This window comes from Aeromonas molluscorum 848 (assembly GCF_000388115.1).
Lineage (GTDB): Bacteria > Pseudomonadota > Gammaproteobacteria > Enterobacterales > Aeromonadaceae > Aeromonas > Aeromonas molluscorum.
In genome coordinates, this window is sequence record NZ_AQGQ01000052.1 from 1 (window position 1) to 22,738 (window position 22,738).

The 22,738-nt window shown below is 62.1% G+C and carries 18 protein-coding genes and 2 pseudogenes; 13 read left to right on the plus strand and 7 right to left on the minus strand.

What is annotated here, in order from left to right; genetic code table 11:
• The 6 genes and pseudogenes from G113_RS09320 to G113_RS09345 all read left to right on the plus strand — a co-directional run.
• Positions 1-468: pseudogene (locus G113_RS09320) on the plus strand (2-succinyl-6-hydroxy-2,4-cyclohexadiene-1-carboxylate synthase); the annotation flags it as partial.
• Positions 461-1,321, plus strand: coding sequence for a 1,4-dihydroxy-2-naphthoyl-CoA synthase (menB, locus tag G113_RS09325; RefSeq protein WP_005899750.1), 861 nt, complete (start codon positions 461-463; stop codon positions 1,319-1,321). The pseudogene G113_RS09320 and the gene menB, both read left to right, overlap by 8 nt.
• Positions 1,321-2,250, plus strand: coding sequence for an o-succinylbenzoate synthase (gene menC / locus G113_RS09330; protein ID WP_005899752.1), 930 nt, complete (start codon positions 1,321-1,323; stop codon positions 2,248-2,250). The genes menB and menC overlap by 1 nt, the downstream gene beginning before the upstream one ends.
• A 10-nt stretch (positions 2,251-2,260) precedes the next feature.
• Positions 2,261-3,664, plus strand: a complete 1,404-nt coding sequence (locus tag G113_RS09335) for an AMP-binding protein (RefSeq protein WP_005899754.1) — start codon at positions 2,261-2,263, stop codon at positions 3,662-3,664.
• 173 nt (positions 3,665-3,837) lie between these two features.
• Entirely contained in the window at positions 3,838-6,585 is a 2,748-nt protein-coding gene (locus G113_RS09340) for a collagenase (RefSeq protein ID WP_005899756.1), read from the plus strand.
• Between the two features lie 203 nt (positions 6,586-6,788).
• The gene (locus G113_RS09345) at positions 6,789-7,565 is read left to right on the plus strand and encodes a SanA/YdcF family protein (RefSeq protein WP_005899759.1); all 777 of its coding nucleotides are present in this window, start codon (positions 6,789-6,791) and stop codon (positions 7,563-7,565) included.
• 89 nt (positions 7,566-7,654) lie between these two features.
• Here the strand turns inward: G113_RS09345 and G113_RS09350 are convergent, their stop codons facing one another.
• On the minus strand, positions 7,655-8,269 hold the full coding sequence (locus G113_RS09350; protein ID WP_005899762.1) for a superoxide dismutase: 615 nt from the start codon (positions 8,267-8,269) through the stop codon (positions 7,655-7,657).
• 30 nt (positions 8,270-8,299) lie between these two features.
• Entirely contained in the window at positions 8,300-8,743 is a 444-nt protein-coding gene (locus tag G113_RS09355; protein WP_236611737.1) for a DUF2753 family protein, read from the minus strand.
• 219 nt (positions 8,744-8,962) lie between these two features.
• On the opposite strand from G113_RS09355, the gene G113_RS09360 reads away from it, so the two are divergent.
• Together G113_RS09360 and G113_RS09365 are read left to right on the plus strand one after the other, a co-directional pair.
• Positions 8,963-9,874 (plus strand): lipase family alpha/beta hydrolase, encoded by a 912-nt coding sequence (locus G113_RS09360; RefSeq protein WP_005899765.1) that lies wholly within the window; start codon positions 8,963-8,965, stop codon positions 9,872-9,874.
• Positions 9,871-10,629 carry a lipase secretion chaperone gene (locus G113_RS09365; RefSeq protein WP_005899767.1) on the plus strand — a complete coding sequence of 253 codons (759 nt, stop codon included), beginning with the start codon at positions 9,871-9,873 and terminating at the stop codon, positions 10,627-10,629. Before G113_RS09360 ends, G113_RS09365 begins: the two co-directional genes overlap by 4 nt.
• A gap of 79 nt (positions 10,630-10,708) precedes the next feature.
• Here G113_RS09365 and G113_RS09370 read toward each other — a convergent pair whose 3' ends face one another.
• The 4 genes from G113_RS09370 to sgrR form a co-directional block, all read right to left on the minus strand.
• The gene (locus G113_RS09370; protein WP_005899769.1) at positions 10,709-11,416 is read right to left on the minus strand and encodes a hypothetical protein; all 708 of its coding nucleotides are present in this window, start codon (positions 11,414-11,416) and stop codon (positions 10,709-10,711) included.
• Positions 11,417-11,446: 30 nt separating this feature from the next.
• Complete coding sequence (locus G113_RS09375) at positions 11,447-11,842, minus strand: acyl-CoA thioesterase (protein WP_005899770.1); 396 nt, start codon at positions 11,840-11,842, stop codon at positions 11,447-11,449.
• A 186-nt stretch (positions 11,843-12,028) separates the two neighbouring features.
• Positions 12,029-14,206, minus strand: coding sequence for a catalase/peroxidase HPI (katG, locus tag G113_RS09380; protein ID WP_005899772.1), 2,178 nt, complete (start codon positions 14,204-14,206; stop codon positions 12,029-12,031).
• Between the two features lie 148 nt (positions 14,207-14,354).
• On the minus strand, positions 14,355-16,067 hold the full coding sequence (sgrR, locus tag G113_RS09385; protein ID WP_005899774.1) for an HTH-type transcriptional regulator SgrR: 1,713 nt from the start codon (positions 16,065-16,067) through the stop codon (positions 14,355-14,357).
• A 100-nt stretch (positions 16,068-16,167) separates the two neighbouring features.
• Here sgrR and G113_RS21495 point away from each other — a divergent pair, with 100 nt between their 5' ends.
• From G113_RS21495 to G113_RS09395, 3 genes are all read left to right on the plus strand, one after another.
• Positions 16,168-16,344 carry a hypothetical protein gene (locus G113_RS21495; RefSeq protein ID WP_005899776.1) on the plus strand — a complete coding sequence of 59 codons (177 nt, stop codon included), beginning with the start codon at positions 16,168-16,170 and terminating at the stop codon, positions 16,342-16,344.
• Positions 16,345-16,515: 171 nt separating this feature from the next.
• Positions 16,516-17,784, plus strand: a complete 1,269-nt coding sequence (locus tag G113_RS09390) for an O-acetylhomoserine aminocarboxypropyltransferase/cysteine synthase family protein (RefSeq protein ID WP_005899778.1) — start codon at positions 16,516-16,518, stop codon at positions 17,782-17,784.
• 109 nt (positions 17,785-17,893) lie between these two features.
• The gene (locus tag G113_RS09395; protein ID WP_005899781.1) at positions 17,894-18,520 is read left to right on the plus strand and encodes a glutathione S-transferase family protein; all 627 of its coding nucleotides are present in this window, start codon (positions 17,894-17,896) and stop codon (positions 18,518-18,520) included.
• Positions 18,521-18,657: 137 nt separating this feature from the next.
• Here G113_RS09395 and G113_RS09400 read toward each other — a convergent pair whose 3' ends face one another.
• Positions 18,658-19,809, minus strand: a complete 1,152-nt coding sequence (locus tag G113_RS09400) for an iron-containing alcohol dehydrogenase (protein ID WP_005899783.1) — start codon at positions 19,807-19,809, stop codon at positions 18,658-18,660.
• 248 nt (positions 19,810-20,057) lie between these two features.
• Between G113_RS09400 and G113_RS09405 the strand changes: the two genes are divergently transcribed.
• Complete coding sequence (locus G113_RS09405; protein WP_005899785.1) at positions 20,058-20,639, plus strand: hypothetical protein; 582 nt, start codon at positions 20,058-20,060, stop codon at positions 20,637-20,639.
• A gap of 741 nt (positions 20,640-21,380) precedes the next feature.
• Positions 21,381-22,721: pseudogene (locus tag G113_RS09410) on the plus strand (C69 family dipeptidase); the annotation flags it as partial.
• Positions 22,722-22,738: the final 17 nt, after the last annotated feature.

Below are 22,738 nucleotides of genomic sequence, written 5' to 3' on the forward strand. Positions count from 1 at the left end.
GAAAACTGCCACCCGGGCCTGCCCCTGGGCGAGCGAGAGGCTCGCCTTGCCCATGACGAGGCCTGGGCCAGGCGCTTTGAGAGTGAACCGCTGGCTGAGGTCCTTGCCGACTGGTACCAGCAGGGGGTGTTTGCGGATCTCGATGAAGAGCAAAGAGAGCGGCAACTGGCCAGACGGCTAGGCAATGATGGCCACGCCGTCGCCGCCATGCTCAGAGCCAGCTCCCTGGGCCGCCAGCCGGATCTCGCCCCCTGGCTCGCCGCCACCTTGCTGCCAGTGATTTATGTCTCCGGCCGACGGGATCGGAAATTTCATGATCTGGCTTGCCAGCTGGGGAGCAAGAACCCCAAAATCAGACACTTGACGCTGGATGGCGGCCATAATCTGCACGCCAGCCAACCCGCGCAATTTGCCCGGATCCTGAGGGTATGGGCAGGACAACAACGAGAAGAGAGCACAGATGATTGAAGCAATGACAGAAGCGGAGCTCTATGCCCCCGTGGAGTGGCAGGATTGCTCTGCCGGTTACGAGGACATCCTCTATCACAAATCCGGCGATGGCATCGCCAAGATCACCATCAATCGTCCGCAAGTGCGCAACGCCTTCCGTCCCCGCACCGTCAAGGAGATGCTGCAGGCCCTGGCCGATGCCCGTTACGACGATCATGTCGGCACCATCATCTTGACCGGCTTCGGCGAGCAGGCATTTTGCGCCGGTGGCGACCAGAAGATCCGGGGCGACTACGGTGGATATCAAGATGATGAGGGCACCCATCACCTCAATGTGCTCGACTTCCAGCGCGACATCCGCACCTGCCCCAAACCCGTGGTCGCCATGGTGGCCGGCTATGCGGTCGGCGGCGGCCATGTGCTGCACATGATGTGCGATTTGACCGTCGCGGCGGACAATGCCCAGTTCGGCCAGACGGGTCCGAAAGTCGGCTCCTTCGATGGCGGCTGGGGAGCCTCCTATATGGCCCGCATCGTCGGCCAGAAGAAGGCCCGCGAGATCTGGTTCCTGTGCCGCATGTACGATGCCCAGCAAGCCCTCGACATGGGGCTGGTCAACACAGTGGTGCCGCTGGCGGACCTGGAACGCGAAACCGTGCGCTGGTGCCGGGAGATGCTGCAAAACAGCCCGATGGCGCTGCGCTGCCTGAAAGCGGCCCTCAACGCCGACTGCGACGGTCAGGCCGGTCTGCAGGAGCTGGCGGGTAATGCCACCATGCTGTTCTACATGACCGAAGAGGGTCAGGAGGGTCGCAACGCCTTCAACGAGAAACGCCGCCCCGACTTCTCCAAATACAAGCGCAACCCCTGATGAAATATGCCCTGTACCGCTACCAGCTTCCCTTCACTCAGCCGCTGAGCTTCCACGGCCGGGTCGAGTCGGTGCGCCAGGGCCTGTTGCTGCGCACCCCCCATGGTTGGGGCGAGATAGCCCCCCTGCCCGGCTTCTCCCAGGAGTCTCTGGCCGAGGCCGAAGCGGAGGCCAAAACCTGCCTCGAGAGGCTGGCCCGGGGAGAGACTCCGGCGCCACGCCTGCCGTCGGTACAGTTCGGTTTTGATTGCGCACGCCGCCTCTGGCCCGCGCAGGACAAGCCGCTGCCCGAGCCCTATCCGCTGATCCAGGGCGCCCCCCAGGATCTGCTCAAACATTGGAAAGAGTGGCTGCACCAGACGCCAGCCAAAGCCAAGCTGAAGGTGGCTCGCTATCCCATGCGCGACGAACTGGCGCTGATCCGCCTGCTGCTCGACCGGCGTCCCAATCTCCATCTCGTGCTGGATGCCAACCAGGGCTGGACCCGCGAGGAGGCCTGGGCTTTTTGCGGCCATCTGGACCCAACCCGCATCGAATACCTGGAAGATCCCTGCGCCAACTTTGACGACATCGCCTTCGTGGCAAACCGTACCGGCATGCCGGTGGCCCTGGACGAGCTGCTGGCCCAGGGCAAGCCTTGGGAACCGATCCCGCAGCTCAAGGCCCTGGTGCTCAAGCCCATGCTGCTCGGCGCCCTGGCCAACAGCGAGGCGCTGGTGGCCAGGGCCCGTGAACTGCGCCTGAAAGTGATCGTCTCATCCTGCTTCGAGTCCGGGGTCGGCCTCGGCCAGCTCGCCCGCCTCGCCGCGGAGTGGGCGCCGGATCAGGCCCCGGGCCTGGATACCAGACGCTGGCTGGCCAGGGATCTGCTGGGTGCGGATGGCGAGCCCGACCCTGCCCTGCTGGAGCCCCTGTTTCACCGTGACTGAAGGGGCTTTCATGCTGCCGACATCTGACCACCACGCCCACCTGGAAGCCTGCCCGGTACGCCACTGGGCACACACCACCCCCCTGCAGATCGCCATCCACGCCGCAAGCCCACTCAACTACCGGCAGCTGGATGCGCGCCTTAACAGCCTCTGCCTGCAACTGGAAGGGGCCGGCTTGCAGAGCGGCGACCGTCTGGCCGCCGTGGTACGCGGCGCCCTGGAAGACGTCTTGCTGGCCTGGGCCTGCCTGCGCAGCGGCATCCTCTTCTGTCCGTTAAACCCCGCTTTTCCGGCGACCAGACAGGCCGCACTGGCGCAACAACTGGACGTGGCGGCCTTCTGGTCGAGCGACGAGATCCCGACCGGACCTTGGCGGCCACTGCGGCTCGCATTCAGCACCGAACTGACGGCAACCGATGACGCCTGGCCACTGGATCCTGCCCGGCTCAGCAATATGATCCTCACCTCGGGCTCCAGCGGCGCACCGAAAGCTGTGGTGCATCGCCTTGCCAACCATCTGGCCTCGGCCCGGGGCTCAGCCGCCCGGATCCCGCTGGATCAGACGTGCGGCTGGCTGCTCTCCCTGCCGCTGTTTCATGTCGGCGGTTACGCCATCCTGTTCCGGGTCTTTCTGGCCGGGGCCAGCCTGGTACTGGACGATCGCAGCCAACCCCTCAAGGATCGCCTCGAACGCCTGCCCATCACCCACCTCTCCCTGGTGCCGACCCAGCTCTGGCGGCTGCTGGCCCAGGGCTTGAACCCCACGCGTACCCGCCTGCGCGAGCTGCTGCTCGGGGGCGCCGCCATTTCTCAGCCACTGGTTGCGCGCCTTGCGGCCATGGGGCTTACCCCCAAGGTGAGCTATGGCCTCTCCGAGATGGGCAGCCAGGTCTGCACCGGCCAGCCTGCCGCCGCCGGCGTGGTCGGCTTGCCACTGCCGGGACGGGAGGTCTGCATCCAGCAAGCGGAAATCTGCGTGCGCGGCGATACCCTGTTTGCCGGTTATTTCAAGGATGGCGCCCTGGAGCGACCGCTGGACGAGGACGGCTGGTTCCACACCCGTGACAAGGGTCATTTCACCGCCAGCGGCGAGCTGGTGGTGGAGGGACGCCTCGACAATCTGTTTATCTCCGGGGGGGAGAACATTCAGCCCGAAACCATAGAGCAACGACTGGTGGATCACCCCGCCGTGGCGCAGGCACTGGTGGTGCCGATCTCCGATGACGAGTGGGGACAGCGCCCCGCCGCCTTCATCGACTGGCATGGGGAAGCTGTGCCCTATCCCGAGTTGGCGGCCTGGATCCGGCAGTCACTACCCGGCTTCATGGTGCCGGATCTCTGGCAACCCTGGCCCGATCTGGCTGGCAGCCTGAAACCCTCCCGTGCCCTGCTCGCCCGGAGCCTGGACACCTAGCCCCCCAAATGGCGCTGAGTCCTTGCTATCACGCCAGCCCCTTATGGGGCTGGTTTTATTATTCACCAGATTAAATACATGATTTATAAGACCAAGATGGCCAGTTGATACTCCTTTGAAACTCTATACATTGCCCGCGACAACCTCGCAGACAAGCGCTCAAAGGAATAACAATGAACTATCTGGGTACAAGGTTGCTGCTTCTGGCAGCGCCAGGCCTGCTCGCCACCTCGGCGCTGGCCAATTACTCCCCCACCGACTGGCAAGCATACCGGCTGAGCGGTGAATCGAGCCGCCAGCTGAGCGATCGCGTCACCGAAGTCACCTACGAGCTCAGCGCCCGCAATGACGATGCCCCCTATCAGCAACTGCGCGTCTATCGCCGCTTCGACTGGAACGATAGCGACCTCAGTGCTCTGGCGGAGCAAGCCTGCGGCGAGCCGCAGCTCAGGATTGAGCAGGGCTGGCAAATCCGTTACCTCAGCTGCGAGCAGGTGGTGCCGGCAGGCAAGGCCATTCCGGCCAGCAACTATGACTATGGCTACGGCCTGAAACAGGGCCGCTGGGAGCCGCTGGCAGGTACCCCGACCGCACCGCGCCAGGATGCCCTGCCGCTCCCCGAGCGCATCATACTGGGTCACAGCGAGCAGGAGCTGGATCGCTGCGAGCTCAACGCCCAGGGGCGCTGCGCCGAGCAGCTTTGGCAGTACCAGCCCCAAGACTGGCAACAGCTTAGCGTGCTGGAGGAGACCCCCAACGAGCGGGACGGCCGCCTCGAGCAGATCTTCTTCCGCCTGCAACCCGTGCCAGGCAGTCAGGCCGCCAGCCAGGTCCGCGAGCTGCACGTCTGGCGTCAGTACAGCTGGCAGCTGGACGAGAGCAAGGCCCAGCAGGAGTGCGATGAGCCCCAGACCCGCCAGGAGGGGGACAAGACCATCAGCTACCGGGTGTGCCGCCAGACCCTGCCCGCCGGCAGCGAGGTGCAGGTGGTGCTGAAAGACAGCGGCTATCAATACCCGGTCGGTGGCAGCGAATGGCAGACCCTGCCGGAAACAACCGAGTGGCAGGAGAGCCGGGTGCTCAATCGCCCCATAGTGCTGGCCAGCAAGGAGGAGCAGCTCGACTGCCGCCGCGCCGATGGTCGCCCCTGCTCCGAGCCGGAGCAACCGGGCACCGAACTGCTGGATGCCGACGCCGCCAGGATAGTGCAGGACGCCAGCGGCCAGCCCGCTCCCGTCTGGCAGGAAAACTATGGCCACGATGACACCAAGCTGCTGGCCGTGTCACGGGGCATGCAGCGTCTGCTGGCGGCCAATCAGCCCGCCCATCCGGCCATGAAGCTGCTGCTGGAATACGTGCGCGCCCACAACTATCACAACTACGGCAAGCACAAGGAAGATGGCCCGGCCGCCGCCGAGGCGCTGGCTGAAGCCCTGACTGCACTCGGTGCCCATCCGCTGCTCTATCCGGAGCAGGCCAGCGATGAGGTGGGAGCCGTCATGGGTGCCTGGAGTATCGCCCTGCATGGCCAGTTCAAGAGCCCGGCGGTGCAGAGCCGCTTTGGTACCCTGCTCGGCCAGTTCAACCAGATGCTGGCTTACAGCACCCGCCACGCCAGCGAGATCAATGGTCAGCATGCCTGGGCAACGGGTCTGTTCGATCTGCTCAACTTCCTCGACTTCGCCAGCGACCATAGCGATGTCTTCGCCGCCGATTTCCGCCAGCAGGATGGTGAGCTGCGCAAACAGCTGCACGCCCTCGGCATGAGCGAGCTGTCGCTGTGGCAAGGACGGGATGGCAAGGATCTGTTCCTGCTCAACAATGTGCTGGATGCCTACACCCGCCTCTATCGGATCGCCCGCTATACCCGCCCGGGCGAGAGCGAAAACTATCGCACCCTGCTGGATGGTTCAGTCATCGACCTCATCCGTCATCACAACCTGATCCCGGGTGGCCAGCAGAGCCAGGATCTGCTGGAAGAGATGTCACTGACCCTCTCCACCTACTATCTGACCTACACGGATCGCACCAGTGAGGCCTGCATCAGCGGCGACTTTGCCGGTCTTTGCACCCCGATACGGCTGGAGGATGTGCTGCCGTTCGAGCACACCTGCTCGCCGACCCTGCGCCTGCGGGCCCAGGAGCTGAGCCAGGATCAGGCCGACGGCATCTGCCGCGAGCTGGGCGCTGAGGAGCAGCAGTTCCATCAGCAGCTGGAAACCGGTTGGCAGCCGGTGGCGGATGACCACAACGAGGCACTGGAGCTGGTGATCTTCAACTCCTCCGCCGACTGGAAACGCTACGGCGGCGCCCTGTTTGGCGGTGTCTCCACCGACAACGGCGGCATCTACATCGAAGGAGATCCGGCCCGCCCCGGCAATCAGGCCCGCTTCTTCGCCTATGAGGCCGAGTGGAAGCGCCCCGCCTTCCAGGTGTGGAACCTGCGTCACGAGTATGTGCACTATCTGGATGGCCGCTTCAACCAGTACGGCAGCTTCGGTCACTACCCGCTCAATCGCACCACCTGGTGGGCGGAAGGACTGGCGGAGTTCGTCGCCCACGGTCAGTGCTTCGCCCGTGGCATGGACAACGTCGCCGGTCGCCCGGCAAGCGATCGCCCGACCCTGGCCGACATACTGCACCTGGATTACGACAAGGGTGGCGAGCTGGTCTACTCCTGGTCCTATACGGTGCACCGCTTCCTCAGCGAGACCGGCCGTGGCGCCAGCTGGCTGGCCATGGCCCAGGCCCTGCGCAACCCGGACCAGCAGCAGGCGATGAGCGCCTTCGAAGCCGAACTCGACAGCCTGATAGCAAACGACAGCGAGGCCTACCAGCAGTGGCTCGGCCGCGATCTGCTGCCCTGGTGGGAGGCCAACAAGGACTCCGACGAGTGCAAGGCCAACGACTCCTCCCACTGAGGACGAGACGGGGGTGACAAGGGGCGGCCACGGCCGCCCCTTTGCATCAGATTTGTACTCAATCAAAGGGTTAGGAGCTAAGTGCTGCGACAGGTACAGGCTGGTTCCCTATCGAATGAGGCCATTGCCCATGACGGGGGCAACCAAGATGTAATAGAATGGCGACCACGCTGTTTCACTCTCAAGCCAGACTCTGACCGCCCATGACGAAGTTCAGCAAGATACTGCTCATCTGCTTCTGCCTGTTGCTGGGCTCTGCCGCCCTGCTACTGGTTTATGGGGAGTGGGCCGTGTCCGAGAGCCGTCACTACACCTATGATGACGTCGACAAGGTGCCCTATAACAAGGTGGCCCTGGTGCTCGGCACCTCCAAGTATCTGGTCGGCGGTGGCACCAACCAATATTTCCAGACCAGGATCAAGGCGGCGAGCACCCTCTACAACAGCGGCAAGGTGGACTACATCCTGGTCTCAGGCGACAACGCTACCTTGCAGTACAACGAGCCGCGCCAGATGCGCCGCGCCTTGATCAAGGCGGGCATTCCCGCCAATGCCATCTACAGCGATTACGCCGGCTTTCGCACCCTGGACTCCATGGTCCGCGCCAAGGAGGTGTTCGGTCAGGAGCGCTTTACCGTGGTCTCCCAAGCCTTTCATAATGAGCGGGCCATCTTCATCGCCCGCCACTTCGGCATAGAGGCTGTTGGCTTCAACGCCGCGGATCCCAGTGCCTATCAGGGCATCAGAACCCGAGTGCGCGAAGTCTTCGCCCGGCTGATGGGACTGCTCGATCTTTATATTCTCGACAAGGGTCCCAAATTCCTTGGCCAGCCGGTCAATATTGGCGAGCCCATCCCCTGTCGCCCGCTCAGTACCCTGGGGTTGAGCCAACCCTGCCTGCCGCTGCCGACCGAACCCCTGGCCAGCGGTGAACAGGTGCTGCTGCCACCTTCGGCGGCGAGTGCGACTCTGGCCGATTGATTCGACTCAATGCCGTCAGCTAGCAAGAGAAAGACCCGCCTTGGCGGGTCTTTCGGTATGGGCTCCAATCTGATTTGGCGGCTCTCTGCTTAACGCAGTGCCTGCCGATAATTGCGCGCCACCTGCGTCCAGTCAATTACCTCATAGAAGGCGGCGATGTAATCCGGGCGTTTGTTCTGGTACTTGAGGTAATAGGCATGTTCCCACACATCCAGACCCAGGATTGGGGTCAATCCCTGCATCAGCGGGCTGTCCTGGTTGGCGCTGCTTTCGACCTGCAGCTTGCCAGCCGGGGTGACCACCAACCAAGCCCAGCCGCTGCCAAACCGGGTCAGGGCGGCTTGGGTAAACAACCCTGTGAAGGCTTCAAAGCCGCCCAGATCCCGTTCGATGGCCATCAACAGCTCCCCCTCTGGCAGACCGCCCCCCTGGGGACTCATCACCTGCCAGAACAGGCTGTGGTTGGCGTGACCACCGCCATGATTGCGCACCGCCCCTTGCAGGCTGACGGGCAGGCTGTCAATGCCGCGCAGCAACTGCTCAAGGGGGGTCTGAGCCCATGCTGGCGCGGCGGCCAGGGCGGCGTTGAGGCCGTTGACATAGGTCTGATGGTGGCGGCTGTGATGGATCTCCATGGTGAGCGCATCCAGATGGGGCTCAAGTGCATCATAGGCATAGGGCAGAACGGGCAGGACATGGTTCATAGCAACTCCTTGGGAGTGAGTAATGGGCGATCAATGCAGCGTGTGGGAGACGCCTTCCTGGCAATGGCACTGGTCGAGGCAGGTTTGAATGGCGATGTTGGGTCCCCATTTACGCAGAAAAGAGAGCAGCTCCATCTGGGTGTACCGACTGTGGTTGAGAGCGGCCACCCGGAGTGCGTTGCGACAGTGAGATGAGTGGGATAGCTGCAACAGGCATTGATGAGCCTGACAGAGCAAGGTGGCGGCATTCGAATCCTCACCCATCGCCATCATCAGATCGGCCAGGTTGTGACAAGCGACGACAAGTGCGGCAACCACTTCATCGGCATCCTGCCAGCGCAGCAACTGCTGCTCGGCCAGGAGCAATGCCTGCCGGTAACCGGGCAATGCCGCCAGGTGATTGCCCTCGGCAAAGTGGTGATTCGCCAGCCGGGTATGTTGCCGCCACTGGGCCATGGGATCCTGTCTCGCCATCTCTGATCCATCCACGCCAAACATTGAATGATATTAATTATCATTTCATATTAATCAGCAGGAAACAAGCAGACCCGGCCAACCCCATATGGGGGAGCCGCGACCGAGGCTGGCCGTTTAGTGATCCCCTGCACAGCAGGGCTGCACATCGGCAGCCATGCTGTCGGGGCTGGCATGATGCCTGGCGTGTCCCATGACCCTATCAACAAGGATGCTGATATGAAGAGATGGTTGCTATTGCTGCTCTGTACCCTGCCCATGCTGGGCCAGGCGAGCGGCTATACCCAGACCCGTTACCCCATAGTGCTGGTCCATGGCCTGTTCGGCTTCGACAAACTGCTGGGGGTGGATTACTTCTACGGGATACCCCAGGCCCTCGGGCGCGATGGCGCCAAGGTGTACGTCGCCCAGGTCTCTGCCACCGCCAGCTCGGCACTGCGTGGCGAGCAGTTGCTGGCACAGGTTCAGCAAGTACTGGCAGTGACCGGGGCCGACAAGGTGAATCTCATCGGTCATTCGCACGGTGGTCCCACCATTCGCTACGTGGCCTCGGTCGCCCCCGAACTGGTCGCCTCGGCCACCAGCGTCGGTGGCGTCAACTTCGGCTCAGAGATTGCTGACAAGGTACGGATGCAGGTCATTCCCGGCTCGGCGGGAGAGGCACTTGCGGCCTCCGCCGCCTCCGCGCTGTCCGGGGTTATCTCCCTGCTGTCCGGCGGCAGCAACCTGCCTCAGGACCCGCTCAAGGCCCTGGATGCCCTAACCAGTGCCGGGGCGGCCCGCTTCAACGCCGCCTACCCTGAGGGGCTGCCGCATCAATATTGTGGCGAGGGACCACTGCAAGCCGAGAACGGTGTCTACTACTTCTCCTGGAGTGGGCGCGGCAACCTGACCAATATCCTGGATCCCGTGGATCCAGCTCTGGTGCTCACCGGCACCTTCTTCAGCGAGGCCAATGATGGTCTGGTGGGAGTCTGCAGCAGTCACCTCGGCAAGGTGATTGGCACCCACTACCGGATGAATCATCTCGATGAGGTGAACCAGTCCTTTGGGATCCATCACCTGTTTGAGACTGACCCGGTCAGCCTCTACCGTCAGCACGCCAACCGCCTCAAGGAGATGGGACTGTGAAAACCAATACCGGCGTGCTGACTCTGGCGGTGGTCAGCCTGTTGCTCGGCCTGCTCGGTTATTGGCTGAACCAGCGGCAGGATAAGCCAGACGCCCCGGTGCTCGACCCATCCAGCATGCGCCAACAGCTGGTCGATCGCCTCGCCAGCGGCCAGCCCATCGAGGATCTCCTGCTGAGGCGCTATCAGGGCTTTCTCCAGCAAGAGGCAAGGCTGGCGCTGCCCCAGGCCCCGGATCTCGCCAGCCTGATCCAGCTATTCGACTCCCGCGAACAGCTGCGCCAACGCAACTTCGATGCCCAGGAGCAGTCCGGCTTGTTTGGTGAAGAGCGATTGATGGAGCAGTGGACCCTCAGACGCAAGGAGTTGGCCGAAGCCAGCCCCGGCGAGCAGCTGGCCCTTGGCGAGGCCCTCGACAACTGGCTTGCCGAGCAGCCGGGCTGGTTTCAGGAGGCTGAGGCCAATGGCCGACTGATAAGCGACCTGCAGCGCATGGCGCGCCTTACCCCCGAGGCCCGGCGCCTCGCCATGCTGGAGCGGGTCGGTCCTGAGGCACAGGGCCGATTGCAGCAACTGGCCCAGGATACGCAGCACTTCGAACATCAACTCGATGGTTATCTGGCTGAGCTGGCGACCATGACGAGCCAGGATCCCCAGGCGCATCAGCAGTTGCTGGCATTATGGTTTCCCGAGACCCAGTGGCGCCGGGTCGCTGCTCTCACCCGGCTGCGCCAAGAGCAGCTACCCGCGCAATAACGAAGGGGCCCTTGGGCCCCTTCGTTATTGCGCTACCGGTGCGAAACAGGGCACCACCACTGCTGGGAGGCAGCCACCATCATTGCGGCTTGTTGGCACCGGGCAAGGGCTGCCAGGTAAGGCGTGTGACTCGCTGAGCCTGCAGATCACAGCGCAGGGAAAGCGGCTGCCAGCCCGTGTCGAGACGCAGATTGACAGCCCCCTCCACCCGCTCTTCGCTCACCTTGAGTTCCGCTTTCTCCGAGGTCACCTTGTCCCCACCGGTCAGGGCCATCAGCTTGTCGTTGCACAGCCAGTGAGCGAGTTCCGCCCCCTTGAGCTTGATGCCGGCATCCCCTTTGGCCAGGCGCTGCTCCCCTGGACTCAAGGCAAAGAGAGCAGCCAACTCGGCGGCACGTTTGCCCAACCAGGCCTCACGCTGCTGCATGCTCATCTTGCTGACGAACTCGGCCGGTTCACCTTTGGCGTCCAGCCACTGGGTCAGAGCACCTTGTTCATCAAAGCCAAATTGGGCCTCGGGCTCCTTGACCCCAAACAGCTTGCCGCCCTTGAAGTAGTAGCGGCTCTCGCCGACCGACTTGCCTTGCTCGTTGCGAATGGGCACGGCGATGATGACGGGAGGACCATCAATCCAGGCTTGGATCTCGACCCCATCGTGACTGAACAATCGGGTATCCAGGGCACTTTGTGCTCCTTGGTCCATCAGGGCGAACTGTTGTGCGAGAGAAGCCGCCAGAGCGGGCAGTGAACCTAACCCCAAGGTCAGGGCGATGAGGATCTTGCGCATAGATTTCCTGTGATTGGCCAAAGGCCAAGGTTAACGCTCGAGTAACCAGCCTCTGAGCCCATCCCGCTGCGCTTCGCTAAGCACCACGGACTGGCGAGTCTGGTAGTCAAAATGGATCAGGGTCGTCTCCCCGGTCACCGCTAGTTCGCCCCCCTGCCAAGCTTCTTGCCAGAGGGTGAAAGAGCTGCTGCCGATGCGGCTTACCCCCGTCTTGACAAGCACTGGCTGACCGTAGAACAGCTCCCGTTTGAACTGCACCGTATAGCCCGCGATGATCAGGTGCCAGTCATGGACATCCAGTTCGGGGGAGAAAAGGCGAAACAGGGGATCCCGCGCCGATTCGAACCAGACCGCCGGCACCGTATTATTGATATGCCCCAGGGCATCCGTCTCCTGAAAACGGGGGAGGATCTGCATTTCCAGCATGGGTGACTCCTTGTCGGTGGATGAGCTGGCGGCTGGCCAGGATCGGCTGACAGAATGTTACCCGATATCCCCCCCCAAAGGACAGGGATGCCCCTGGCCAGAGGAGGTCGCTGTACCATATCCAGGTTATCTGGCAGACAAAAAAATGCCCCGCACAGGGTGGTGTGCGGGGCATCGAGGTCGAATCTAGCTCATCAGGTCGAAGCGATCCGCATTCATCACCTTGTTCCAGGCCGCGACGAAATCACCCACAAACTTCTCTCTACCGTCGTGCTGGGCATATACCTCGGCATAGGCACGCAGCACCGAATTGGAGCCAAACACCAGATCTATCCGGGTCGCCGTCCACTTCACCTTGCCGCTCTTGCGATCGCGCACCTCGTAGAACTGCTTGCTGGTGGGGTGCCAGAGATTGGCCATGTCGGTCAGGTTGACGAAGTAGTCGTTGGTCAAGCTCCCTTCACGCTCGGTAAAGACCCCGTGCTTGGTACCGCCATGGTTGGTGCCAAGCACCCGCATCCCCCCGACTAGCACCGTCATCTCATGAGCAGTCAGCCCCATCAGCTGGGTACGGTCCAGCATCAGCTCCTCGGCACTGACGAGGTAGTCCTGCTTCAGCCAGTTGCGATAACCATCATGGAGGGGTTCAAGGGGTTCGAAGGAATCGACGTCCGTCATCTGCTCACTGGCATCGCCGCGACCAGGGTAGAAGGGCACCGTCACCGGCACCCCGGCCGCCTTGGCCGCCAACTCGATGCCCACATTGCCCGCCAGCACTATCACATCGGCCAGACTCACCTTGCTGGCTGCGGCGATGGGCTCCAGCACCTTGAGCACCTTGGCCAGCCGGGCGGGCTCGTTGCCCTCCCACTCGTTCTGGGGCGCCAGGCGGATGCGGGCACCGTTGGCACCACCGCGCAGATCCGAGCCACGGAAAGTGCGGGCACTGTCCCAGGCGGTGGCGACCATCTCGCCGATGGTGAGGCCACTGTTGCGGATCGTTTCCTTGAGGGCCGACACATCGTAACCACTGCGGCCTGCAGGCACAGGATCCTGCCAGATGAGATCCTCTGTCGGTACATCAGGCCCCAAATAGCGCGCCTTCGGCCCCAGGTCTCTGTGAGTCAGCTTGAACCAGGCACGGGCAAAGGTGTCCGAGAAGTAGGCCGGGTCATCGCGAAAACGCTCGGCTATCTTGCGATACTCGGGATCCACCTTCATGGCCATGTCGGCGTCAGTCATGATGGGCATGCAGCGGATCGAGGGATCCTCCACATCGACCGGCTTGTCCTCTTCCTTGATGTCGATAGGTATCCACTGCCAGGCCCCTGCCGGGCTCTTGGTCAGGGTCCATTCGTGACCAAACAGCATGTCGAAGTAACCATTGTCCCAGCGCGTCGGCTGCGTCGTCCAGGCCCCCTCTATGCCGCTGGTGACCGTATCGCGGCCGATGCCTCTGCTGGTCTTGTTGAGCCAGCCGAGCCCCTGATCCTCAAGCTCTGCGCCTTCCGGCTCCGGACCAAGCAGCTTGGCACTGCCATTGCCGTGGGTCTTGCCGACGGTGTGCCCCCCCGCCGTCAGGGCCACCGTCTCCTCATCATTCATCGCCATGCGGGCGAAGGTGACGCGGATATCCTGGGCGGTTTTCTGCGGATCCGGGTTGCCATCCACCCCTTCGGGGTTGACGTAAATGAGCCCCATCATTACCGCCGCCAGCGGGTTATCGAGGTCTCGTACCCCCGAGTAGCGGCTGTTGGGATTGTCGCTGGGCGCCAGCCACTCCTTTTCAGCCCCCCAATAGATATCCTTCTCCGGATGCCAGATATCCTGGCGACCAAAACCGAAACCGAATGTCTTGAGCCCCATGGACTCATAGGCAATAGTGCCAGCCAGCAAGATGAGATCGGCCCAGCTTATCTTGTTGCCATATTTCTGCTTGATAGGCCACAGCAGGCGCCGCGCCTTGTCCAGGTTGGCGTTATCGGGCCAGGAGTTGAGGGGAGCGAAGCGCTGATTGCCGGTGCCGCCACCACCACGACCATCGGCGATGCGATAGGTGCCTGCGGCATGCCAGGCCATGCGGATCATCAGGCCGCCATAGTGCCCCCAGTCTGCCGGCCACCACTCCTGACTGTCGGTCATCAGAGCCAGCAGATCCTGCTTGAGGGCGTCCACGTCCAGGGTCTTCAGCTCTTCCCGATAATCAAAGTCGGGCCCGAGGGGGTTGGTCTTGGTATCGTGCTGATGGAGGATGTCGAAGTTAAGGCTCTTCGGCCACCACTCCATGTTGGCCGTCTCGGTCGTCGTGCTGCCTCCGTGCATGACCGGACATTTTCCTCGGGAATTTTCTGAATTGTTGCTCATCATTTTCCTCACTTGCGCTGCGTTCCATAACCAGAATCAGCATGGCACATGAGAATGATCCCTTCTGTGATCCCCTCACCCCTTCCTGGCTTTTTGCGCCACAGCGTCGTAGCCAGGAGAGGGCTGCGTCAAAAGCAGGCTCTTTTGACTAGGGAGCAATCTCCCCCTCGGCGGGTGAATTCGCCAGCTCGGGCCGCAGCCAGGCGCTGCGAAAATCGAACCAGCCGAGCGCCGTCATGCGCACCCCGTGCACGCCGACCCGGCTCTCCAACTCCAGCCAGTGGTGGAACAGGGGCACAAACCAGCCCTGGCGCTGCACCCGGGCCAGCAGGGCGCGCGGGCCTGGTTCCTCACCGCTGGCGCGCCATTGCATCAGGCCCTGCCACAGGGGCTCCTGACATGCCCACACCTGGCGCAGCAAGGGGGTGCCCAGCAACCAGGCGTAGGGGGCGAAGGCGTGCTCATGCTCCAGGTTCAAGGTGCCGAGCCAAAGATCCACATCCTCATCCACCCCGCTCACCCAGCGGCCGTAATCCAGGGTGCGCACCTCCAGCCGGATCCCCTGCTCTGCCAGCAGGCTGGCCATGGCATTGGCGCACTCGTTGAACTCCAGATGCTGGTTGAAACAGGCCAGCACCAGCCGCGTCGGCAGTTGCTCCGGCGTTGGCAATGACGCAGGCAACGCCTCGCGCCAGTGGGGCAAGAGGCCCAGTGCGCTGGTCCAGCCTCGCTGCAACTCGGGGGCGACCCGCGCCATCAGGGCGATGGGGTTGAGCAGGTGGGCCAGCCACTGGCGCAGGGCGGGATCCTGCAAGGATCCGGATCTGTCGTCCTGCAGCAGGAAGTAGCAGCCGGATTCGAGCTCGGACTCGCCGCGCATGGTGCCCAGCTCCGGGCTGTCGCGCCCCAATTGCAGATGGCTCTCCAGTCGCGCCGCCAGCTCCGGCAGCATCCAGATGTCGATCTCGTCGAGCAGGGCGCGCAGCCCGAAATAGTCGTCGAAGGCTTCCAGACAAAGATGCAGGGGATCGTTGGCGGTCACCTTGTAGGGGCCGGTACCGACCGGCTGCAGGGCAAAACCCGCCTCCCCCTTGAGCTCGCGGGGCAAGATGGCCGCCACCGGCTCCGCCAGCAGATGAGGCAGCAGAGGATCCGGGCTGTCGAGATGCAAGTCCAGGGTGCGCGGCCAGGGGCTCTCCAGCCTTGCCAGATGGGCGAACAGCGGGCGATCGCGCAGGGCCAGCAGGCTCTCCATCACATCTTCCACCCCCAGCTCGCGGCCGTGGTGAAAGCGCACCGCCGGCCTCAGATAGAAGCGCCAGTGGCAGGGGCCCAGACACTCCCAGTGGTGGGCGAGATCTCCCTCGATTTCCCCATTTTCCTCATTTCGCCGGGTCAGGCCGTTGAAGATCTGCCGACTCAGGTGAATTTCGGAGCGGCGCAGCGGATCCGTGGGCAGCAGCTGGGGCAGCGGACGATAGTAGGGCACCCGCAGGATCTGGCGTCCCTCCCGGGTGGCCTGACCAAGGTGTTCGATAAGCAGCGGGGTGAGCAAATCCAGCCGCCCCTCCGCCAGCCGTACCGCCTGGGCGAGCTGGCCCTGACTCAGCAGATCCCGCAGCCGACGGCGGGTCAGGCTCTCCTGGCTGTCGAGCAGCACCAGCCGGGAGCGGTGTCCCCTGCCCGCCTCGGCCGACCAGCTCAGCCAGCCCTGATCCTGCATCCGCCGCAGCAGCAGGCGGGCGTTGCGCGGGGTGCAGCAGAGCAGCTCCGCTATCTCGGCGAGACTGGCCTCCCGCTCATCGCAGCCAAGCTGCTGGGCGAGCCGTTGAAATTGTTGATAGAGGCGACTGGTCGGCATAAAAGAGGAAATCCTGTTGCTATGATTCATCAGTTTTTACTTCCGTATTTTAGCTCAATACTGCTGATGAACATGAGAGCCACAGCACAGGAGCATCATCATGAATCAGCAAAGCGCCCCCAAACCGAACCGGATCCAGCAAACCCTGCGTCGTTACTTCAAGCGGATCCTGCCCCGCCCGCTGCCACTGATCGAGGCTCCCATGAGCCAGCTCAACCGCCTGATGCAGTGGGACATGCACCAGATCGACGATCGGGAGTATCGTCGCCGCCTCTGAGTGCAGCCCCGGTTGCTCAAGGGCAAGGGAGTGCGCAGTTCGCCAGCGGGCGCAATTGCTTTGCCGGATTGGGTGGTTTACATCGGCGCCGGCCCTGTTAGATTGGACGTCTATCCATCTATAGCCTTCCATCCAGAACGGCGACAGACGACGTCCAACAAGGAGTGTGTGATGAAAGATGCGACCCTGGCCCTGCACCATGGCTTTTCCAGCGACCCCACCACCAAAGCGGTGGCCGTACCTATCTACCAGACGGTGGCCTACGAGTTCGACAGCGCCCAGCACGGGGCGGATCTGTTCAATCTGGCGGTACCAGGCAACATCTACACCCGCATCATGAACCCCACCAACGACGTGCTGGAGCAGCGGATGGCCGCGCTGGAAGGGGGCATCGCCGGTCTGGTGGTCTCGGCGGGTTCCGCCGCCATCACCTACGCCATCCAGGCGCTGACCGCCGCCGGTGACAACATCGTCTCCACGCCCCAGCTCTATGGCGGCACCTATACCCTGTTCGCCCATATGCTGCCGAGCTTCGGGGTCGAGGTGCGCTTCGCCAGGGATGACAGCGCCGAGGCCATCGCCGCCCTTATCGACGACAGAACCAAGGCGGTCTACTGCGAGAGCATTGGCAATCCGGCGGGCAACATCGTCGATCTGGCGGCGTTTGCCAAGGTGGCCCACGCCCGTGGCGTGCCGCTCATCGTCGACAACACGGTCGCCACCCCTGTGCTGTGCAAACCCATAGAGCACGGCGCCGACATAGTGGTGCACAGCCTCACCAAGTACGTGGGCGGTCATGGCAACTCCCTGGGCGGCGTCATCGTCGATTCGGGCAAGTTCCCCTGGGCGGATCACGCCGCGCGCTTCCCCCAGCTCACCCAGCCAGAGCCCTCCTATCACGGGGTGGTCTATACGGACGCCTTTGGCCCGGCCGCCTTTATCGGCCGGGTGCGCACCGTGCCGCTGCGTAACACGGGCGCGGCGCTGGCCCCCATGAACGCCTTCCTGCTGCTGCAGGGGCTGGAGACCCTGAGCCTGCGCATGGAGCGCCATGTAGAGAACGCCCTGCGGGTTGCCCACCACCTCAAGCATCACCCCAAGGTGGCCTGGGTCAGCTACGCCGGTCTGCCCGACCACCCCCACTACCCCCTCGCCGAGCAGTATATGGGCGGTAAACCGTCCGCCATCCTCTCGTTCGGCTTGAAGGAGGGCTATGAGGCAGGGGTTCGCTTCTACGATGCGCTCAAGATCTTCAAGCGGCTGGTCAACATCGGCGATGCCAAGTCCCTGGCCTGCCACCCGGCCTCCACCACCCATCGCCAGTTGAGCGAAACCGAACAGGCAAAGGCCGGGGTCAAGCCGGAGATGATCCGGCTGTCGGTGGGGATCGAAGCCATCGAGGACATACTGGCGGATCTGGATCAGGCGCTGGAGGCCTGAATCAATCAACGAGAGAGCGGGCACTGCCCGCGCTCTTATTTCTTCATGCCGGTGAACCAGTCGCCATGCCGACGCGTATACCGACTCCTGCCACCGAATCGAGGTTCCCATGATAGTCCTGCATCACCTGAATAAATCCCGCTCGAAACGCATCATCTGGCTGCTTGAAGAGCTGGGGCTGCCCTATGAGATCAAGGCCTACCAGCGCGATGCCGCCAGCTTTCTGGCACCGCCCGAGCTCAAGGCCATCCACCCCCTCGGCAAGTCGCCGGTCATCGAGTTTGATGGCCGAGTACTGGCCGAATCCGGCGCCATCACCGAATACCTGATAGCCCGCCACGCCCCTCATTCCCTGGCTCCCGCCCCTGAGAGCCCGGAGTACGCCGACTACCTGCAGTGGATCCACTTTGCCGAGAGCTCCGGCATCTTGCCGCTGCTGCTCGACATGTTCGTGCGCAAGGATGGCAGCCCGATGCGCTTCCTGCCGGGCTACGCCCAGGCGGAGTGCGCCAAGGTGCTGGGCTATCTAAATGCGGTCTTGAGCACTCGCCGCTATCTGGTGGAAGAGCGGCTCACCGGCGCCGACATCATGAACTCCTTCCTGGTGGATCTGCTGGCCCAGAGTGGCCAATTGCCCCACTTCCCCCACCTGTTGGCTTACCATCAACGCCTGATGGAGCACCCAGGCTGCCGCAAGGCTGAAGCCCTGGAGCGCGAGCTGGACTCGGCATGCTGATACTGGCTCTGCCCATATGAAAAACGCCCCTGAACAGGGGCGTTTTTCATATCAATGACAAGGTGTCGAGGGTTCCACGTAGGATCTGGATGCCCCGACCCGGTGCCATGACCCGATCTTCCCTGGGGAGTCGCGACTCAGAGGGCGTGGGAGAGGATCCTGGCCACCTTGTCCGGGTCTATGTCCTGGTGCTCCCCCAGCGCCGTCAGCTCAAAGCGCTTGAGATTGGAACAGATGGCCGGAATGCAGCTCTCGTTGAGACTGTAATCCGACAAGCGGGTGCCGACGCCCATCTGCTGGAAGAACTGCTCGGTGCGGATGATGGCCTCCTCGATACGCAGCGCCTTGTCCTCCCGACTTGCCTGCCAGACCCGCTTGGCATATTGGCACAACTTCTCCTGCTTCTGGGCCGATTGCTCGCGCAGCAGGGAGGGCAACACCACAGCCAGGCTCTGGGCATGATCCAGGCCATACAGGGCGGTAAGCTGATGACCAATTGCATGGCTGGACCAGTCATGGGGCACACCGCGGCCAATCAGGCCATTGAGCGCCAAACTGGCCGCCCACATGATGTTGGCACGCACCTGATAGTTCTGCGGCTCGGACAGCGCCAGAGGGCCATTGTCGATCAGCACCTGCAACAGGCCTTCGGCCAGTCGGTCCTGCACATCCCCTCCCACCGGGAAGGTGAGGTACTGCTCCAGAATATGCACAAAGGCATCCACCACACCGTTGCCGACCTGACGAGGAGGCAGGCTGTAAGTCGTGGTGGGATCCAGCACCGCAAATTGCGGCAGCACCAGCGGATTGTAGAAGGAGAGCTTGGCATCGCCCCGGCTCACCACGGCGGCGGGATTACTCTCCGAGCCGGTGGCGGGCAGAGTCAGCACGCAGCCAAGGGGCAAGGCGCGCTCGAATGGTGCACCGCTTTTCAATATGTCCCAGGGATCCTCGCCCTGGTAACAGGCGGCGGCAGCCACAAATTTGGTGCCATCCACCACTGAACCACCACCGACGGCCAGCAGGAAATCGATCCCCTCACGTTTGACCAGGGCGACCGCCTCCATCAGCTGATCGTACTGGGGGTTGGCCCCTATGCCCGAGAACTCCTGCCAGTCGCGCCCTGCGAGGGCTGCCACCAGCTGGTCATAAACGCCATTGTGTTTGATGCTGCCGCCGCCATAGAGCACCAGCACGCGACTGTCTGCCGGAATGAGTTCGGGCAGGCTGGCAATCTGGCCTTCGCCGAAGCAGACGCGGGTCGGATTCGAGTATTGAAAATTGTGCACGGCAGGATCCTCAAAGATGGTCACGCGGGGAGCATTGTTGTGGTCATTGTGCCCCTGGCGCCCCATGAGGTCAAAAAACGGGAGCTGACCATCAACATGAAAATTGTCGTCAATCTTGATAAGGTAGCCAAGCGCGACTCTGTTATGGTCGTTCAGAGCAGATAGTCCGCTAAACAACACCATGATCATGCCGCGCCATCATTCAGATGTCCGCTTTGCCACGACGTCCCAGCTATGAGGTTTTAAACATGAAATTGAAGCACGCATGGATTGCCGCCCTCTTCACCCTCTCGACCGGCCTGGCACAGGCAACCGAGCTCGCCACCCAAGTATTGAGTGCACCAGGCAAGGCCAACTTGATTGAAGTAATGACCGCCTCGGCGACCGTCACCGCCATCGACATGGCCAGCCGCAAGGTCAGCCTGAAGGGTGCCGCTGGCGATGTATTCGACATAGTGGCCGGTGACAAGGTTACCAACCTGCAGAACCTGAAAGTCGGTGACACCGTCACGCTGGAGTACCTGCAGATGCTGGATCTGGAACTGCTCAAAGGCACCGCCGGGGTGAGAAAGCGCATCGTGGAGGTTGCTGCGGATAAAGCCGCCGCAGGTCAGGCCCCAGAAGCCGGCATTGGCGCCAAGGTCACCCTCTTTGGGGACATCATAGGTCTCGACAAACAGCAGCAAACGGTCACCGTCAAAGGGGTGGATCACACCATGGTCGTGAAGGTGCAAAACCCGGATCAGTTTGCCCTGATGGCCAAAGGCGATCAGATCAAGGCCGTGCAAACCCAGGCAGTGGGCATCAGCATAGCCCCCGAGAAAAAATAGTACCCGGGTAAAAAGTAACTAATCCAGGGACAACCCCCGCAAGCGCTGGCGGGCTCAACACGATCAAACAGGGAGTGGCGTTCGCCCTCCCTTTTTTGCTGTACCGGTGTCGGCCAGCCCACTCATTGCCAGGCCATCAACCCGGCCATTGCCCCCAGACAGAGGCAAGTGCCTGCCCTCGATGACAGCAGATTGTCGCTTGAGTCGCACCAACCATTACTCAGCCGCACTTGGTCTCTTTTGTTGACTCACTCTTCTTGCTGACAGTGAGATCCATATACCCCCCATTTGGTTCGCCTATCCGGCAGGGCCCGTCAGCCGACCCAGTGACATAGATGCCCAATAAATTACAATAAAATCATATGGTTATAACCAAGCATGCCGGATAGACCGAGCTCCCCGTGCAGGCTGGCGCCATGCATCCTCCTCGTCGAGCGGGGCATCATTTTTATGATTTATGTACTGCAAAATCATAATTAAATGGTTCATATATCTACCTAAATGAGTAATAACCAAATAAAAAACAGGATTGACGCGCAGATCACAAAGCAAACAACTGCAGAAGAATACAATCTCCACGCACGATAGAACCAGCAAGCAGTGTTATGGATGAAATGTTTGCGATATCAATGATCGGCAGACCAATCCACCGGCATACTTCCATGCCGCCTTCGGCCTGCGGCAGAGCGCATCCCATCCCACCGCCTGACTTTCACTCACAGTTACACTTCGGGCAAACCAATGAAAAAACACACCTTGAGTCTCCTCTCCGCCACCCTGCTCACCCTGCTTGGCACCAGTGCCGACGCCTGTACCGGCCTTGTCGTCGGCAAGGGCGCCAGCGCGGATGGCAGCGTAATGATCGCCAGGAACGAGGATTTTGGCGTCAACAACTGGAACAAATTCCTGGCTTTCCGGCCTGCCCAGCAGAACGAGGGCAAGACCTGGACGCTGGGCAACGGGCTGGAAGTGCCCATGCCCAAGGCCTTCCTCGCCTACTCCGCCATCCGTGACTGGGATGCCACCACCAGCGATCCCGCCGGCAAATATTATGAGGAGCGTGGCATCAACGAGTTCAACGTCGCCCTCTCGGCCACCACCAGTGCCGAGGTCAACGACAAGGCCCAGAAAGCGGATCCACTGATCGAAAAAGGGGTCATAGAAGCCATCATCCCCACCCTGATCCTGCCGCAGGCCAAGACGGCCAAGGAGGGGGTCGCGCTGCTCGGCCATTATGTGGAGACCTATGGCGCCGGTGAGGGCAACAGCCTCTATCTGGCGGATGTGAACGAGGCCTGGCTGATGGAAATTGGCTCCGGCCACCACTGGATTGCGGTGCGGGTACCCGATGACAGCTACGCCATGGTGGCCAACGGCCTGCGTATCCACGGCGTCAATCTCGACAGCGCCGATGTACTGCACTCGCCCAAGCTGCTGGAGTTCGTGCGCGAGCACAAACTGCTCGACCAGGCAGATCCGAAAGATTTCAACTTCGCCAAGGCATTCGGGGTCATTGCCGACCCCTACAACGTGGACAGGGAATGGCTCGGCCAGCAAATGCTGACCGCCTCCCACCAACAAGCCACCCGGCAGGCGCAATACCCGCTGTTCATGAAGCCCGATGCCCCCATCGCCGTGCCGGATGTGGCCAAAGTGCTGAGCGCCACCTATGAGGGAACACCGCTCGCTGGCAAGGCGGAGCGACCGATCCGCATCGACAGGCAGCTCGAATCCCACGTGATCCAGCTGCGCAAGGAGATGCCCAAGGAGCTGCAGGGGATCATCTGGCAGAGCTACGGCGTGCTGGCCGAATCCGTGATGGTGCCGATCTACAGCCCGCTGGAATCCTACCCTTTGCCCTATCGCACTGGCAGCGACAGCTACTCCGATGACTCCGCCTACTGGCAGTTCCGCAGCCTGACCGCGCTGGCCAACACCAACCCGGACAAGTATCTGCCGCTGCTGCGCAGCGTCTGGAGCAAGGAGAGCGCCAAGCTCTACAAGGAGGTGACCATGCTCGACAAAACCCTCAAACAGAGTTATGCCAGCGACAAGGCCACGGCGCTTGGGCTGGCGGCAGATTAGTCCTACGGCCAGCT

What these genes read in the sequence shown, in the direction of transcription:
- menB (WP_005899750.1), top strand. Translation starts at nt 461, where the DNA reads ATGATTGAAGCAATGACAGAAGCGGAGCTCTATGCCCCCGTGGAGTGG.
- menC (WP_005899752.1), top strand. Translation starts at nt 1,321, where the DNA reads ATGAAATATGCCCTGTACCGCTACCAGCTTCCCTTCACTCAGCCGCTG.
- G113_RS09335 (WP_005899754.1), top strand. Translation starts at nt 2,261, where the DNA reads ATGCTGCCGACATCTGACCACCACGCCCACCTGGAAGCCTGCCCGGTA.
- G113_RS09340 (WP_005899756.1), top strand. Translation starts at nt 3,838, where the DNA reads ATGAACTATCTGGGTACAAGGTTGCTGCTTCTGGCAGCGCCAGGCCTG.
- G113_RS09345 (WP_005899759.1), top strand. Translation starts at nt 6,789, where the DNA reads ATGACGAAGTTCAGCAAGATACTGCTCATCTGCTTCTGCCTGTTGCTG.
- G113_RS09350 (WP_005899762.1), bottom strand. Translation starts at nt 8,269, where the DNA reads ATGAACCATGTCCTGCCCGTTCTGCCCTATGCCTATGATGCACTTGAG.
- G113_RS09355 (WP_236611737.1), bottom strand. Translation starts at nt 8,743, where the DNA reads ATGGCGAGACAGGATCCCATGGCCCAGTGGCGGCAACATACCCGGCTG.
- G113_RS09360 (WP_005899765.1), top strand. Translation starts at nt 8,963, where the DNA reads ATGAAGAGATGGTTGCTATTGCTGCTCTGTACCCTGCCCATGCTGGGC.
- G113_RS09370 (WP_005899769.1), bottom strand. Translation starts at nt 11,416, where the DNA reads ATGCGCAAGATCCTCATCGCCCTGACCTTGGGGTTAGGTTCACTGCCC.
- G113_RS09375 (WP_005899770.1), bottom strand. Translation starts at nt 11,842, where the DNA reads ATGCTGGAAATGCAGATCCTCCCCCGTTTTCAGGAGACGGATGCCCTG.
- katG (WP_005899772.1), bottom strand. Translation starts at nt 14,206, where the DNA reads ATGAGCAACAATTCAGAAAATTCCCGAGGAAAATGTCCGGTCATGCAC.
- sgrR (WP_005899774.1), bottom strand. Translation starts at nt 16,067, where the DNA reads ATGCCGACCAGTCGCCTCTATCAACAATTTCAACGGCTCGCCCAGCAG.
- G113_RS21495 (WP_005899776.1), top strand. Translation starts at nt 16,168, where the DNA reads ATGAATCAGCAAAGCGCCCCCAAACCGAACCGGATCCAGCAAACCCTG.
- G113_RS09390 (WP_005899778.1), top strand. Translation starts at nt 16,516, where the DNA reads ATGAAAGATGCGACCCTGGCCCTGCACCATGGCTTTTCCAGCGACCCC.
- G113_RS09395 (WP_005899781.1), top strand. Translation starts at nt 17,894, where the DNA reads ATGATAGTCCTGCATCACCTGAATAAATCCCGCTCGAAACGCATCATC.
- G113_RS09405 (WP_005899785.1), top strand. Translation starts at nt 20,058, where the DNA reads ATGAAATTGAAGCACGCATGGATTGCCGCCCTCTTCACCCTCTCGACC.